The following is a 13,812-nucleotide window of genomic DNA, read 5'->3' as shown; positions in this document are numbered from 1 at the left end:
CGGAATCGGCTCGAAAGACGGCTGGAAAGTGCTTCATGCCAAACCACGCCGGGGTTCTTCAGCGTCGATTTTTCCCAGCCAAGCTGGAAACCGAAGGTGACGGTTCAATTTTCAACACCCTGCTAGGAAAATCTTAAGATCTTCGCAGCGGCTTTTTAGCAACGCGGTTTCATCGTCGTCGCCACACTGCAGTTGCTCGCGATGGAGAACCTTCCAGCAGCGGGCTTCCACCAGCAGGAGACGAACGACCATGAAACGCGCGCATTACCCCATCGTTGCCACCCTCATCCTCGCCGGCACCGCCACCCTGGCGGGCGCGGCCGAACCGGCGGCGGAACAGACGATGATCGACCGCGGCCGCTACATCGCCCGCATCGCGGGCTGCAACGACTGCCATACGCCCAATTACGCGACGACGGGGGGTGAGGTTCCCGAACAGCAGTGGCTGACCGGTGACCGCCTTGGTTGGCGCGGCCCCTGGGGCACGACCTATCCGAGCAACCTGCGTCTGGCGCTCAGCCGCCTGAGCGAGGATGAATGGGTGCGCAACGCGCGCACGCTGAGCTATCGCCCGCCGATGCCCTGGTTTGCGCTGCGTGACATGGACGAGACCGACCTGCGTGCCTTCTACCGCTTCGTGCGCGTCCTCGGGCCTGCCGGCGAGCCTGCCCCCGCCTACCTTCCACCCGGCGCCCAGCCACAGGGGATGGCGATCGTGTTTCCCGCCGCCGGCCCGCACTAGGCGCACGCTGCCAGCCTGCGCGAGATTGAGATCCGCTCCATGGTGTCTATGATCAAGACACCATGGACGCATTCTCCGCTCCGCTGATCGACAGCGCCCTCGCCGACTTCGTCCGGCGCGAGGTGTCGATCACGCTTGCCACTTGCGACGACACCCGCACGCCACACATTGCACGCGGCACTGGCTGCAGGGTCGCTGTCGACCAGCGCCAGCTCACCGTGCTGCTCGCGGCGCCGGCGAGCGCCGACGTAATCGCCGACATCCGCCGTAACGCCCGCATTTCGGTGGTCTTCAGCCTGCCACAGACGCACCGCACGGTTCAGTTCAAGGCCAGCGACGCGGTCATCACCGCCGTTGAAGCGGGCGATGCCGTGCTGGCGGCACGCTACGTGGATCGTTTTGCCGCCGGCCTGCAGGCCGTCGGCTACTCGGGCGCGGTGATCCGCAGTGTGCTGCATGCGGACGCCAGCGATCTCGTCGCGGTGCGCTTTACCCCCACGTTTGCCAGCGTGCAGACCCCCGGGCCTGAGGCCGGACACGTGCTGCGGTCATGAAGCTCAAGCTCGATGCCATCCGCGCCTGTCTGGACGGCGCGATTCCCGGAACGATCGCCACCTGCGCAGCCGACGGCGTGCCCAATGCGGCCTATCTCTCGCAGGTACAGTATGTGGACGCCGAACACGTGGCATTGTCGTGGCAGTTCTTCAACACCACGCGCCGCAACATCCTCGCCAATCCCATCGCCCGCGTGGCCCTCATCGATCCGGTCACGGCAGCCCACTACCGGCTGTTGCTGCGGTACCTGCGCACCGAGGAGGAAGGTCCGCTGTTCGAGATCATGAAGGCGAAGCTCGCCGGAATCGCCTCACACACCGGCATGGCGGGCGTCTTCCGCCTGCTCGGCGCCGACCTCTATCGCGTGCTCGAGATCGAGCAGGTGCCCGGGCGAACGCTCGCACCGCCTCTGCCGCGCGCCAATCTGCTCGCCGCCCTGCGCACGAGCGTGGAGGAACTGTGCCAGTGCATGGACCTCGACAGCCTGCTGTCCCGCACCCTGGACTGCCTCGAGCGCCACTTCGACATCCATCACGCGATGATCCTGCTGCTCGACGCAGTCGCCGGCCGTCTCTACACCGTCGCAAGCCGTGGCTATGAGGCCTCGGGGATCGGCTCCGAAATCGCGCTCGGCGACGGCATCATCGGCGTCGCTGCGCGCGAGTGCACACCGATCCGCATCGGACACTTTGCTGCCGAATACAGCTATGGCAAGGCCATCCGCGAAAACCTCGAGCGTGGCGGTCTGGGCGTCCATATGGACACCGAGATCCCGCTCCCCGGCCTGGCCGGCTCGAACAGCCAGCTCGCCGTACCGATCCGTGCCGGCACGCGTGCGCTCGGCGTGCTGTATGTGGAGAGTGCGCAGGAGCAACGCTTCGGTTACGACGACGAAGACGTCCTGGTTTCCCTGGCGGGCGGGCTGGGCGCGGCCATCCAGCTTCTGCACCACGGCCCGACGGATGCCCGCGAAGAGCTCCGGGCCTCCCCTCGCCCCACGCCGGCGGCAGCTTCGCCGGCGGGTCCGCCACTGCAGGTACGCCATTTTGCCGAGAACGACAGCATCTTCATCGACACCGACTACCTGATAAAGGGCGTGGCCGGCTCGATCCTTTGGGCGCTGCTGAGCGACCATGTCGAAACCGGCCGCACCGCCTTCAGCAACCGGGAGTTGCGGCTCGACCCCCGCATCCGCCTGCCCGACATCAGTGACAACCTCGAAGCGCGCCTGATCCTGCTGGCGCGCCGACTCATCGAGCGCAATGCGCCGATCCGCATCGAGAAGACCACGCGCGGCTGCTTCCAGTTGCGGGTCGAGCGTCGCATGCAGCTCGCTCACGTGCCCGCGAGCGGCTGATCCGCACACGGGTGTTCGGGCCGTGGTGCCCTGGGGTAAACTCGGCCGGCTGCCACAATGCGCTGGGCCCGAATCGCGCCCATCACGCCCTGCCACCGAACCCGATAGAGTCGCCCATGAGCCTGCTGTCCCAACTGAAAAAAGATTCGATGCTCGCACGCAAGGCCGCCGACGGCGTGCGTGCGACCCTGCTCAGCACCCTGATCGGCGAAGCCGAGATGGTCGGCAAGAACGCCGGCAACCGCGAAAGCACCGATGACGAGGTGCAGCAGACCATCCGCAAGTTCCTGAAGAACAACCAGGAAGCGCTTGGTGTGATCAAGGACGCCGACCGCCGTGCGGCGCTGGAACAGGAGTCCGTCATCCTCACCGCCTACCTGCCGCCGATGGCGGGCGAAGCCGACGTGAAGGCCTTCATCGCCGAAACCGTCGCCGGCCTCGCCGACCGTTCGCCGAAGCAGATGGGTGTGGTGATGGGCGCGCTGAAGGCGAAATTCGGCACCAGCTTCGATGCGAAGCAGGCCAACGCCTGGGTCAAGGGAGCGCTGGCCGGTTAACGCAGCGCAGCGTGGATCTGCTCAGCGAGCTTGCGGCTGACGCCCTCCACCCGGCATAGATCCTCCACCGTCGCCTCGCGCACGCCGTCCAGCCCGCCGAAGGCGGCAAGCAGGTTGCGTCGGCGCGAGGGGCCGACACCGGGGATGTCTTCCAGCTTCGAGCCCACGCGCGCCTTGCCGCGCTTGGCGCGGTGGCCGGTGATCGCGAAGCGGTGGGCCTCGTCGCGGATCTCGACGATCAGATGCAGCGCCGCCGATTCGCCGCCGAGCGCCAGGCCCTCCCGCCCGTCGGGGAAGATCAGCGTCTCCAGGCCCGCCTTGCGCCCCTCCCCCTTGGCCACGCCGACCATCGCCACCGCCTCCAGCCCCACCTCGGCGAGGATGGCGCGCGCGGCGCTCACCTGCCCCTTGCCGCCGTCGATCAGGATCAGATCGGGGCAGACACCCTCACCGGCCGCGACCTTGCCGTAGCGTCGTTCCAACGCCTGGCGCATCGCGGCGAAGTCGTCGCCCCCGGTGATGCCGGTGATGTTGTAGCGCCGGTATTCCGCACGCTTCATCGCGCCGGCCTCGCATACCACGCAGGACGCCACCGTGGCCTCGCCCATGGTGTGGCTGATGTCGAAGCACTCGATGCGCTGTGGCGCCTCGTCCAGGTCGAGCGCAGCGCGCAGGGCCTCCAGACGCTGCTCGATGCGGCCGGTGTCGCGCGCGCGCGCCTGGATGGCGAGGTGGGCGTTGTTCTCGGCCATCTCCATCCACGCCTTTTCGGCTTCGAAGCGCGGTGACACCACGCCGGGCGGGCGCTCGGTGATCTCGGCGAGCGTCTCCTTGACCGCCTCGGGCGGCAGGTTCACCAGGATGCGCGCCGGGATCGGGTGCTGGCTGTAGTGCTGCTCGACGAAGGCGAGCAGGCTGTCCATCGCGCCCGACACCGCCGCGCCGCTCGGGAACTGGGGGCGGTCGCCGAGGTGGCGGCCGCCGCGCACCATGGCGATGTTCACGCAGGTCAGGCCGTCGGCCTCGATCGCGGCCAGCACGTCCACATCCTCGTCCTTGCGGCTATCGACGAACTGCTTGTGCAGCACCGCCTGCAGCACGCGCACCTGGTCGCGGCAGGCGGCGGCTTCCTCGAAGGCGAGGCGCTCGGCCGCGGCCTGCATGCGGTTCGTGAGGTCGTCGATGACCTCGTTCGCCTGGCCGTCGAGGAAGCGGGTAGCGAGCTTCACATCCGCGGCGTAGGCCGCGGGTTCGATGAGGCCGACGCAGGGTGCGGTGCAGCGCTTGATCTGGTGCAGCAGGCAGGGGCGCGAGCGGTTGGCGAAGACGCTGTTCTCGCAGGTGCGAAGCTGGAAGGTCTTCTGCAGCAGATGGATGCTCTCGCGCACCGCCCAGGCGTTGGGGAAGGGGCCGAAGTAGCGCGCGCCCTTGGTGAAGGCGCCGCGGTGGTAGGCCAGGCGGGGGAATTCGTCCGCCGAGAGCTCGATGTAGGGGTAGGTCTTGTCGTCGCGAAACAGGATGTTGTAGCGCGGCGCCAGACTCTTGATGAGGTTGTTCTCGAGGATCAGGGCCTCGGCCTCGGAGCGCGTGGCGGTGGTGTCCACGCGCAGCACCTGCGCGACCATCATCGCGATGCGCGGACTGGTTAGCGTCTTCTGGAAGTAGCTGGAGACGCGGCGCTTGAGGTTCTTGGCCTTGCCGACGTAGAGCACCCTGTCGTCGGCGCCGATCATGCGATAGACGCCGGGCTCCTCGGTGAGGGTGCGCAGGAAGGGCTTGGGGTCGAAGGCGTTAGAGGGCGTCGGATCGGTCATGAGTGGTGATGCAGAATAGGGCTTGAAACCATCTGTGCCTCGGAGCGGACACGGGTGCATTCCTTCCAGCGCAGTTCATGCTCGACGGTCCGTAGGAAACTCCTGTCGATTATCCGGGCTTATGGAGGATCTCGGTGCGCTGCTCGCCGATGGTGGCGGCGGTCATGGTCGGTGCGGTGCTGCTGTCCTCGGGGATGGCGGCGACGCGGTCGCGGGCGTGGACGTAGGGGGCGTGGAGTTCGAGCGCGAAGGGGTCGGCGAGCCACGCAGGCTGCGCGGCGGTCGGCACGATCGCGGCGAGGCGGGCGAGATTGTCCGGGTCGGGGACGGGGGCCCAGCGGTCGAGCAGTTCGGCAGCGAGGTCCGGGCGATTGCACACCAGCAGCATGTCGCAGCCCGCGGCGTAGGCGGCTTTCGCCCGGCCGACGATGTCGCCGGCGACGCGGGCGCCTTCCATGTTGAGGTCGTCGCTGAAGATCACGCCCTGGAAGCCGAGCCGCTCACGCAGCACGTCCTTGAGCCAGAACGGGGAAAAGCCGGCGGGTTGCGGTTCCGGGCTGGGGTCGGCGTGCGGGTAGATCACATGCGCGGGCATCACGCCGGCGAGCTGGCGGCCGAGGCGGTGGCGGTAGGGGGCGATGTCCTCGTTCCACAGCGTGTCGAAGTCGCGCGCGTCCACCGGCACGTCGTGGTGCGAGTCGGCCTCGACGAAGCCGTGGCCGGGGAAGTGCTTGCCGACCGCGCCCATGCCCGCCTCCGCCATGCCGGCGACCAAGGCTTGGGCGAGCGCGGCGACGGCCTGCGGGTCGCGGTGGAAGGCGCGGTTGCCGATGGCGCGGCAGCAGCCGTAGTCGAGATCGAGCACCGGGGCGAAGCTGAGATCGACGCCGTGTGCGCGCAACTCCGCCGCCAGCACGAAGCCGCTCGCGCGCGCGGCGTCGAGCGCAGCCAGGTGGTCGTGCTCCCAGAGCAGGCCCAGGCTGCGCATCGAGGGCAGACGGGTGAAGCCATCGGTGCGAAAGCGCTGCACCCTGCCCCCTTCGTGGTCGACCGCGATGATCAGCGCCGGGTCGCGCAGGGCGCGGATGTCGGCGGTGAGCGCGCGCAGTTGGTCCGATCCGGTGAAGTTGCGCGCGAACAGGATCACACCGCCGACCAGCGGGTCGAGCAGGCGCTCGCGTTCTTCGTCGGTGAGCGCGGTGCCGGCGACGTCGATCATCACGGGGCCGCGCGGGCGCTTGGTGCCTGGGTTCATCTTGAAAGTCTCGCTGTTGAAACGAGCGGTCAATCACCGCACTTTTCGCGGCAAATGAAGCCCGCTAGTCAGCGCAGCGCTCGATCAGCGCAAACGCGACGATGTGCTCGTCCTCGTCGCTGATGCTGAGGTGGGCGCGCAGCGCGTTGTCCCGCATGTGCGCGGCGAGGCGCTCGTCATAGCGGTATTCCGGCTTGCCGCGCGCGTCGTGGCCGACGGCGACCGCATGCAGGGTGGCCGGCACGGCGACACCGGTGCCGAGCGCCTTGCCGAAGGCTTCCTTGGCGGCGAAGCGTTTGGCAAGGAAACGCGCCGGGTCGCGGTGGGCGCGCCAGGCGTCCACCTCGGAGGCGGCGAGGATGCGCAGCGCGAAGCGCTCGCCGTGACGCTCGAGCGCCTCGCGCATTCGCCGCAGTTGCACGAGATCCGTGCCGATGCCGTGGATCATGCTCCGCCCAAGGTTTTACGAGCGCTCATCGTCCGTCGTTCTTGCCCGCTGCGGCTCAGGCGGCCTGCGCCGCAGCGCGCATCAGCCGCTTCATCTCGGCCACCGCTGCGCGCAGGCCGACGAAGACCGCGCGGCTGACGATGGCGTGGCCGATGTGCAGTTCGCGAATGCCGTGCAGGCGGGCGATCGGTTCGACGTTGTAATAGTTGAGCGCGTGGCCGGCGTTGAAGCGCATGCCCAGGCTGCGAACTACTTCGCCGGCGCTGCGGATCTTGTCGAGTTCGGCGAGCACCGCCGGCGCTTCGGCGTCACGACCGGCGGCGTGGAAGGCGTGGGCGTAGGGGCCGGTGTGGATCTCGCACACGCGTGCGCCGATGCGCGCGGCGGCCTCGATCTGATCGAGCTCGGCGTCGATGAACACGCTGGTGACGATGCCGGCGTCGGCCAGGCGGGCGATCACGTCCTGCAGGCGCGCCTCCTGGGCGAGCACGTCGAGTCCGCCCTCGGTGGTGACTTCGTGGCGGCCCTCGGGCACCAGCATCGCCATCTGCGGCTTCGTGCGGCAGGCGATGGCGACCATCTCGTCGGTGGCGGCCATCTCGAGGTTGAGCTTGACCTGGGTGAGCTCGGCGATCCGGCGCACGTCCTCGTCGCCGATGTGGCGGCGATCCTCGCGCAGGTGGATGGTGATGCCGTCGGCGCCGCCGAGGTGGGCCTCCACCGCGGCCCACACCGGATCGGGTTCCCAGGTGCGGCGCGCCTGGCGCAGCGTGGCGACGTGGTCGATGTTGACGCCGAGTTCGATCATCAGAGCTCCTGCAGTTCCTTGAGTACCCGGCGCGACTGCAGCGGCTGGCCGCCCAGGGTGTGGTTGATCAGCATGCGCAGCAACTGCTTGGACTGGGTCAGGGTCTGCGCGCGCGAGAAGTCGTCTGCCGCCATGTCGAGCAGGGTCTGCCCGGACAGCAGCGGCTGCTCGCCGAGCGCGGCGGGGTCGAGGGACGCGCCCCCTTCCTCCAGCGTTTCCAGCCTCACCGGACCACGCTCGATTATATAAAGGTAGCGCCCTTCGGGCCGCACCGGCTCGCCGCTGTCACCCTCATGCGCGAGCCCGGCCTCGTAGCCCAGATCCTGCAGCAGGGCGAGCTCGAAGCGGCGCAGGACGGGCGATTCAGATTCGCCGCGGCCGAGCGCCAGCACCGCATCGGCGTAGGCCGAGAACAGCCGCGGATGGGCGTCCTCGCGCGCGGTCAGGCGCACCAGCAGTTCGTTGAGATAGTAAGCGCAGATCAGCGCGCGCCCGGTCAGCAGCGGCTGTCCGCCCTGCCATTCGGCGCGCACGAGGGTCTTTACCTCGCCGCCGCCGGACCAGTCCATCAGCAGCGGCTGGAAGGCCATCAGCACGCCGCGCAGTTGCGAGTGCGGCCGGCGCGCCCCTTTGGCGACCAGCGCTACCCGGCCATGGTCGCGCGCGAAGATCTCGACGATCAGGCTGGTCTCGCGCCACGGATAGGTATGCAGTACCCAGGCGGGCTGCTGCTCGACGCGCTGCTTCGCTCCCGCCATGACTCCGCGCCCGGCTTACTCGTAGCCGAGGCTCTTCAGCGCACGCTCGTCGTCGGCCCAGCCGCTCTTGACCTTGACCCAGACCTCGAGGAACACCTTGCCGTCGAACAGCTTCTCGAGTTCGACGCGGGCCTCGGAGGAGATGCGCTTGAGCTTTTCGCCACCCTTGCCGATCACCATCGACTTGTGGCCCGCCTTGTCGACGATCACCGCGGCGTGGATGCGGCGCAGGTTGCCTTCGACCTCGAACTTCTCGATCTCGACCGCGATGCCATAGGGCAGCTCGTCGCCGAGCAGGCGGAAGAGCTTCTCGCGCAGGAATTCCGACGCCAGGAAGCGCTCGCTGCGGTCGGTGATCTCGTCTTCCTGGAACATCGGCGTCCCGACCGGCAGCAGCGGCGTTGCGGCCTTGATCAGCGTATCGACGTTACGCCCCTTCTCCGCCGACAGCGGTACGATCTCGGTAAAGTCGCGCGCCTGGCGCACCTGGTCGATGAAGGGCAGCAGGCGGGTCCTGTCCTTCAACTGGTCGACCTTGTTGATCACCAGGATCACCTTCGACGACTCGGGGATCACCGACAGCACCTTGCGGTCGTCGTCGGTGAAGCGCCCCGCCTCGATGACGAAGAACACCAGGTCGACGTCGGCTAGCACCTGCGACACGGTGCGGTTCATCGAGCGGTTGAGCGCGTTGCGGTGGTGGGTCTGGAAACCCGGCGTATCGACGAACACGAACTGCGCACCCGCCTCGGTAAGGATGCCGGTGACGCGGTGGCGGGTGGTCTGCGCCTTGCTTGAGACGATACTGATCTTCTGTCCGATCAGGCGGTTGAGCAGCGTGGACTTGCCGACGTTGGGGCGACCGACGATGGCGACGAAGCCGGCGCGGAAGCCGTCTGCGGGGTGCTCGGCACTCAGCGCGTCGTCGTGTTCGGGCATGGGGGGGATTTCGCTCATTTCTTTCTCACTGCGGCGAGCGCGAGCTCGGCCGACTGCTGTTCCGCGATCCGTCGGCTGGGACCACGCCCCAGCGTACGCACGCCGAGTTTGGGGATCTCGCAGGCCACTTCGAACTCCTGCGCGTGGGCTTCGCCCAGTGCCTGCACCATCGAATAGGTCGGCACTGCGATCCTGCGCCCCTGCAGCCACTCCTGCAAGGCGGTCTTGGGGTCCTTGCTCGGCTTGAGTGGATCGACCTCTGCCAGCAGCGGGGCGTAGAGCCGATCGACGACCGCCTTGGCGGCCGCAAAGCCGGCATCGAGAAAGACCGCTGCGAACAGGGCCTCGACCGCATCGGCCAGGATCGAGGGTCGGCGGCTGCCGCCCGATTTCAACTCGCCCTCACCCAGGCGCAGGCAGTCGCCCAGATCGAGGTCGAGTGCGATGCGGTAGAGCGCGTCCTGGCGCACGAGCGAGGCGCGCACGCGCGACAGCTCGCCCTCGCGCAGTTCGCCGAAGCGCTCGAACAGCGCGATCGCAGTCACGCAGTTGAGGATGGAATCGCCGAGGAACTCGAAGCGCTCGTTGTTCGGCAGGCCGAAGCTGCGGTGCGTGAGCGCCTCCTGCAGCAGGCGCGCATCGGCAAACACATGCCCGAGCCGGGCCTGGAGCTGATCAACCGTCATCGGCTCATCGCGAATCGCTGCTTGGGTGCAGATCGAACAGCAGGCTGACGTTGGCCACCAGCGGGACGGTGCGGCTGTACTGCACATCGATCACCGTATGGGTTCCGCTGCGGTCGATCACCAGGTCGGCGCCGCTGACGCTGGAGATGTCGTCGATCTGCCCGCGGCGATCGAAGCTGCGACGCAACTCGAGCACCGGCGTGCCCTTGTCCGCCTCGTCGGCCAGGATGCCGACGATACGCTTGATGGACATGTACTCGTTGACGACCGGTACCGTACGAAAGCCGACGATCAGCACGAAGGCTGCCAGGGCGCCGACGACGAGCACGCCGAGCAGGCTCAGGCCCCGTTGGGATTTGATGTTCATGGAGTCCCTCGAATCTCAGTGAAAGCCGCCGATCCGCTTCATGTCGCTGAAGTTGAACCAGATGAAGAAGGCGCGGCCGACGATGTTGTCTTCCGGCACGAAGCCCCACACCCGGCTGTCGCTGCTCGCATCGCGGTTGTCGCCGAGCACGAAGTAGTGCCCCTGCGGTACCGTACAGCTCACGCCGGAGTGCGTGTACGTGCAGTTTTCACGCTTCGGGAAATTCAGCACCTGCGGCACGAAGGCCGGCGCGTCGCGCTCGATCAGCACCGAATGCTCGACCTCGCCGAGCTTCTCGGTGTATTGCGGCGAGTAGTACAGGCGGTCGGGGTGCAGATAGGTCCCCGCCTCGTCGACCGGCACCACCTGGCCGTTGATGGTCAGGCGCTTGTTCATGTACTCGACGCGATCGCCAGGCAGGCCGACGACGCGCTTGATGTAGTCCATCGACGGGTCGGCCGGGTAGCGGAACACCATCACGTCGCCGCGCTGCGGATCGTTGACGTCGATGATCTTCTGGTTGATCACCGGCAGGCGGATACCGTAGGTCCATTTATTGACCAGGATGAAGTCGCCCACCAGCAAGGTCGGGATCATCGAGCCGGACGGGATCTTGAACGGCTCGACGACGAAGGAGCGCAGGCCGAACACGATCAGGATGACCGGAAAGAAGCTCGCGCCGTATTCAACCCACCACGGGCTGGGCGTGCCGGCCGGGCGCCGCTTGCGCGCATGGAAGCGGTCGAAGAACCACAGCACGCCGGTGGCGATCAGCAGCAGGAACAGGGTCAGGGCGAAATTCATGCGGTATCCGTCGTCGGCCGGCCACCCGGGGGTAGCCGGCGGTTTCGATCACTTGCCTTCGTCGGTGCGCAGTACGGCGAGGAAGGCTTCCTGCGGAATTTCGACGTTGCCGACCTGCTTCATGCGCTTCTTACCTTCCTTCTGCTTCTCGAGGAGCTTCTTCTTGCGGCTGATGTCGCCGCCGTAGCACTTGGCGAGCACGTTCTTGCGCAGCGCCTTGATCGTCTCGCGGGCAATGATGTGCGCACCGATCGCCGCCTGAACCGCCACGTCGAACATCTGGCGCGGGATCAGGCCGCGCAGTTTGCTGGCAAGCTCGCGGCCTCGGTACTGCGCGCTGGCGCGGTGCACGATCACCGACAGCGCATCGACCTTCTCGCCGCCCACCATCAGGTCGAGCTTGACCAGGTCGGCCGTGCGGTATTCCTTGAATTCGTAGTCCAGCGACGCATAGCCGCGCGACACCGACTTGAGCTTGTCGAAGAAGTCCATCACGACCTCGTTCATCGGCATCTCATAGACCAGCTGTACCTGGCGGCCGTGGTAGCGCATGTCGATCTGGTTGCCACGCTTCTGGTTGCACAGCGTGATCACCGGGCCGACATAGTCCTGCGGCAGGAAGATGGTCGCGGTGATGATCGGCTCGCGGATCTCCTGGTACTTGCCGGGCTCGGGCAGCTTGGCCGGATTCTCGATGCGGATGACCGAGTTGTCGTTCAGCACCACCTCATAGACCACCGTCGGCGCGGTGGTGATGAGGTCCATGTCGAACTCGCGCTCCAGGCGCTCCTGCACGATGTCCATGTGCAGCAGGCCGAGGAAGCCGCAACGGAAGCCGAAGCCGAGCGCCTGCGAGACCTCGGGCTCGAAGCGCAGCGAGGAGTCGTTCAGGCGCAGTTTCTCGAGCGAGTCGCGCAACTGGTCGTACTCGGACGATTCCACCGGATACAGGCCGGCGAACACCTGCGGCTTGATCTCCTTGAAACCGGGCAGCGCGGCGGCTGCAGGCCGGTTGGCCAGCGTCACCGTGTCGCCAACCTTGGCCGCTTCGATTTCCTTGATGCCGGCGATGATGAAGCCCACCTCGCCCGCACGCAGTTGCTCGCGCGCCACCGAGCGCGGGGTGAACACGCCCACCTGATCACACGGATATTGCAGACCGTTCGACATCAGCAGGATGCGGTCCTTGGGCTTGAGCACCCCGTCGACCACGCGCACCAGCATGACGACGCCGACGTAGTTGTCGAACCAGGAGTCGATGATCAGCGCCTTCAGCGGCCCTTCCGGCTCGCCCCTGGGCGGCGGCACGCGCGCGACGATCGCCTCGAGCACGTCTTCCACGCCGAGGCCGGTCTTGGCCGAGCACAGGATGGCCTCGGAGGCATCGACGCCGATCACGTCCTCGATCTCGCTGCGTGCGTTCTCGGGGTCGGCCGCGGGCAGGTCGATCTTGTTCAACACCGGCACCACCTCGATGTCGAGGTCGAGCGCGGTGTAGCAGTTGGCCACCGTCTGCGCCTCGACCCCCTGCGAGGCGTCGACCACCAGCAGCGCGCCCTCGCAGGCAGCGAGCGAGCGGCTGACCTCGTAGGAGAAGTCGACGTGCCCAGGGGTGTCGATCAGGTTCAGGTTATAGACCTGTCCGTCCTTGGCCTTGTAGTGCAGGGCCGCAGTCTGCGCCTTGATCGTGATGCCGCGCTCGCGCTCGATGTCCATCGAGTCGAGCACCTGCGCCTCCATCTCGCGCTCGGACAAGCCGCCGCAGAAGTGGATGAGTCGGTCGGCCAGGGTCGATTTACCGTGGTCGATGTGGGCAATGATGGAGAAGTTTCGGATGTGGTTCAAAGTGGAGTCTAGCGTATCAGGAGGACCCACACAGTCTCGTACAGACCCGCAAGCCCTTGAAAATCTTCATTTTCGTGTATCGAAGCACCTCAGGGCACCTCTTCACACCTCTTGCAACAGGGGGTAGATTTGCGGGTATCTGCTCATACCCCCTCGAAAATCTACCCGCACCCGCCGCACTGGGCGCATCGACTGCCATCGAGCACGCCCCACCTGGAGAAACGAACCATGCCGCTTACAGATGCCGCGATTCGCAACGCCAAGCCCGCCGACAAGCCCTTGAAGCTCACCGACGGCGCCGGATTGTACCTTGAAGTCACCCCAGCCGGGGGCAAGCACTGGCGCTACCGCTTCCGCCTTGCGGGTAGGGAAAACCTGTTCGCCATCGGTGCATACCCGCAAATCACCCTTGCCGACGCACGCAAGGCACGCGACGAAGCGCGCGACCTCGTGAAGCAGGGGATTAACCCCACCCAGCACCGCAAGCAGCAGAAGAACGCCATCATCGAGGAGTCGGCGAACACCTTCGCCGTGAACGCGGAAGCGTGGTTCGAGGAGAAGAACGCCCCTTGGTCTGATGGGCACCGGGGGACCGTGCGCCGGATCTTCGACGTGGATATTCTGCCCCGCATCGGCAAGACCCCGATTCGCACCCTCACCGCCCCTACCCTGCTGCAAGTGATGAAGAAAATCGAGGCACGCGGTGCGGTCACGCGCGCCATCCTCGCGCGGCAGATCATGGGGCAGGTATTCGATTACGCCATCCTGCACGGTCGCGCCGAGACCAACCCCACCACGCCCCTGAAGCGCCAGATCGCACGGCGCACGGTCGAGCACCATCGGCACCTTGAAGAGCGCGACATCGGGGACTTCCTGC

Annotated in this window: 15 protein-coding genes; 5 read left to right on the top strand and 10 right to left on the bottom strand. The window is 66.8% G+C overall.

Going from position 1 to position 13,812, the window contains the following annotated elements; genetic code table 11:
• Window positions 1-250 precede the first annotated feature (250 nt).
• The 4 genes from RBT54_RS17035 to RBT54_RS17020 all read left to right on the top strand — a co-directional run bounded on the left by RBT54_RS17035 (window position 251) and on the right by RBT54_RS17020 (window position 3,211).
• The gene (locus tag RBT54_RS17035) at window positions 251-742 is read left to right on the top strand and encodes a cytochrome C (RefSeq protein ID WP_320368219.1); all 492 of its coding nucleotides are present in this window, start codon (window positions 251-253) and stop codon (window positions 740-742) included.
• Between the two features lie 62 nt (window positions 743-804).
• Entirely contained in the window at window positions 805-1,296 is a 492-nt protein-coding gene (locus RBT54_RS17030) for a pyridoxamine 5'-phosphate oxidase family protein (protein ID WP_320368218.1), read from the top strand.
• Window positions 1,293-2,654, top strand: coding sequence for a GAF domain-containing protein (locus RBT54_RS17025; RefSeq protein ID WP_320368217.1), 1,362 nt, complete (start codon window positions 1,293-1,295; stop codon window positions 2,652-2,654). The genes RBT54_RS17030 and RBT54_RS17025 overlap by 4 nt, the downstream gene beginning before the upstream one ends.
• A gap of 116 nt (window positions 2,655-2,770) precedes the next feature.
• Window positions 2,771-3,211, top strand: coding sequence for a GatB/YqeY domain-containing protein (locus tag RBT54_RS17020; RefSeq protein ID WP_320368216.1), 441 nt, complete (start codon window positions 2,771-2,773; stop codon window positions 3,209-3,211).
• On the opposite strand, the gene uvrC is transcribed toward RBT54_RS17020, so the two are convergent.
• The 10 genes from uvrC to lepA form a co-directional block, all read right to left on the bottom strand.
• A complete protein-coding gene (gene uvrC / locus RBT54_RS17015; protein WP_320368215.1) occupies window positions 3,208-5,025 on the bottom strand; it encodes an excinuclease ABC subunit UvrC in 1,818 nt (605 codons plus the stop codon). The two genes, RBT54_RS17020 and uvrC, sit on opposite strands and share 4 nt — an antisense overlap.
• 109 nt (window positions 5,026-5,134) lie before the next feature.
• On the bottom strand, window positions 5,135-6,280 hold the full coding sequence (nagZ, locus tag RBT54_RS17010; protein WP_320368214.1) for a beta-N-acetylhexosaminidase: 1,146 nt from the start codon (window positions 6,278-6,280) through the stop codon (window positions 5,135-5,137).
• A 64-nt stretch (window positions 6,281-6,344) separates the two neighbouring features.
• Complete coding sequence (gene acpS / locus RBT54_RS17005; RefSeq protein WP_320368213.1) at window positions 6,345-6,728, bottom strand: holo-ACP synthase; 384 nt, start codon at window positions 6,726-6,728, stop codon at window positions 6,345-6,347.
• A gap of 55 nt (window positions 6,729-6,783) precedes the next feature.
• The gene (locus RBT54_RS17000) at window positions 6,784-7,536 is read right to left on the bottom strand and encodes a pyridoxine 5'-phosphate synthase (RefSeq protein WP_320368212.1); all 753 of its coding nucleotides are present in this window, start codon (window positions 7,534-7,536) and stop codon (window positions 6,784-6,786) included.
• Window positions 7,536-8,294, bottom strand: coding sequence for a DNA repair protein RecO (gene recO, locus RBT54_RS16995; RefSeq protein ID WP_320368211.1), 759 nt, complete (start codon window positions 8,292-8,294; stop codon window positions 7,536-7,538). The genes RBT54_RS17000 and recO overlap by 1 nt, the downstream gene beginning before the upstream one ends.
• Window positions 8,295-8,309: 15 nt before the next feature.
• Window positions 8,310-9,233 carry a GTPase Era gene (gene era, locus RBT54_RS16990; protein ID WP_413788468.1) on the bottom strand — a complete coding sequence of 308 codons (924 nt, stop codon included), beginning with the start codon at window positions 9,231-9,233 and terminating at the stop codon, window positions 8,310-8,312.
• A 14-nt stretch (window positions 9,234-9,247) separates the two neighbouring features.
• Window positions 9,248-9,919, bottom strand: coding sequence for a ribonuclease III (gene rnc, locus RBT54_RS16985; RefSeq protein WP_320368209.1), 672 nt, complete (start codon window positions 9,917-9,919; stop codon window positions 9,248-9,250).
• Between the two features lie 4 nt (window positions 9,920-9,923).
• Window positions 9,924-10,286, bottom strand: a complete 363-nt coding sequence (locus RBT54_RS16980) for a DUF4845 domain-containing protein (protein WP_320368208.1) — start codon at window positions 10,284-10,286, stop codon at window positions 9,924-9,926.
• Window positions 10,287-10,301: 15 nt separating this feature from the next.
• Entirely contained in the window at window positions 10,302-11,090 is a 789-nt protein-coding gene (gene lepB / locus RBT54_RS16975; protein ID WP_320368207.1) for a signal peptidase I, read from the bottom strand.
• A 48-nt stretch (window positions 11,091-11,138) separates the two neighbouring features.
• Window positions 11,139-12,935 carry a translation elongation factor 4 gene (gene lepA / locus RBT54_RS16970; RefSeq protein ID WP_320368206.1) on the bottom strand — a complete coding sequence of 599 codons (1,797 nt, stop codon included), beginning with the start codon at window positions 12,933-12,935 and terminating at the stop codon, window positions 11,139-11,141.
• A gap of 279 nt (window positions 12,936-13,214) precedes the next feature.
• Here lepA and RBT54_RS16965 point away from each other — a divergent pair.
• On the top strand, window positions 13,215-13,812 hold a 598-nt coding region (locus tag RBT54_RS16965; protein WP_320368205.1), incomplete at its 3' end, for a tyrosine-type recombinase/integrase.

The organism is Thauera sp. (assembly GCF_034003485.1).
Taxonomy (GTDB): Bacteria; Pseudomonadota; Gammaproteobacteria; order Burkholderiales; family Rhodocyclaceae; genus Thauera.
The sequence above is the reverse complement of the archived record's forward strand: the minus strand, read 5'-3'. Positions and strand labels throughout refer to the sequence as shown.

Excerpts from the sequence above, each read along its gene's own strand:
- uvrC (WP_320368215.1), bottom strand. The coding sequence starts at position 5,025 with ATGACCGATCCGACGCCCTCTAACGCCTTCGACCCCAAGCCCTTCCTG.
- lepB (WP_320368207.1), bottom strand. The coding sequence starts at position 11,090 with ATGAATTTCGCCCTGACCCTGTTCCTGCTGCTGATCGCCACCGGCGTG.
- RBT54_RS17000 (WP_320368212.1), bottom strand. The coding sequence starts at position 7,536 with ATGATCGAACTCGGCGTCAACATCGACCACGTCGCCACGCTGCGCCAG.
- RBT54_RS17030 (WP_320368218.1), top strand. The coding sequence starts at position 805 with ATGGACGCATTCTCCGCTCCGCTGATCGACAGCGCCCTCGCCGACTTC.
- acpS (WP_320368213.1), bottom strand. The coding sequence starts at position 6,728 with ATGATCCACGGCATCGGCACGGATCTCGTGCAACTGCGGCGAATGCGC.
- era (WP_413788468.1), bottom strand. The coding sequence starts at position 9,233 with ATGCCCGAACACGACGACGCGCTGAGTGCCGAGCACCCCGCAGACGGC.
- nagZ (WP_320368214.1), bottom strand. The coding sequence starts at position 6,280 with ATGAACCCAGGCACCAAGCGCCCGCGCGGCCCCGTGATGATCGACGTC.
- rnc (WP_320368209.1), bottom strand. The coding sequence starts at position 9,919 with ATGACGGTTGATCAGCTCCAGGCCCGGCTCGGGCATGTGTTTGCCGAT.
- RBT54_RS17020 (WP_320368216.1), top strand. The coding sequence starts at position 2,771 with ATGAGCCTGCTGTCCCAACTGAAAAAAGATTCGATGCTCGCACGCAAG.
- RBT54_RS16980 (WP_320368208.1), bottom strand. The coding sequence starts at position 10,286 with ATGAACATCAAATCCCAACGGGGCCTGAGCCTGCTCGGCGTGCTCGTC.
- RBT54_RS17035 (WP_320368219.1), top strand. The coding sequence starts at position 251 with ATGAAACGCGCGCATTACCCCATCGTTGCCACCCTCATCCTCGCCGGC.
- recO (WP_320368211.1), bottom strand. The coding sequence starts at position 8,294 with ATGGCGGGAGCGAAGCAGCGCGTCGAGCAGCAGCCCGCCTGGGTACTG.
- RBT54_RS17025 (WP_320368217.1), top strand. The coding sequence starts at position 1,293 with ATGAAGCTCAAGCTCGATGCCATCCGCGCCTGTCTGGACGGCGCGATT.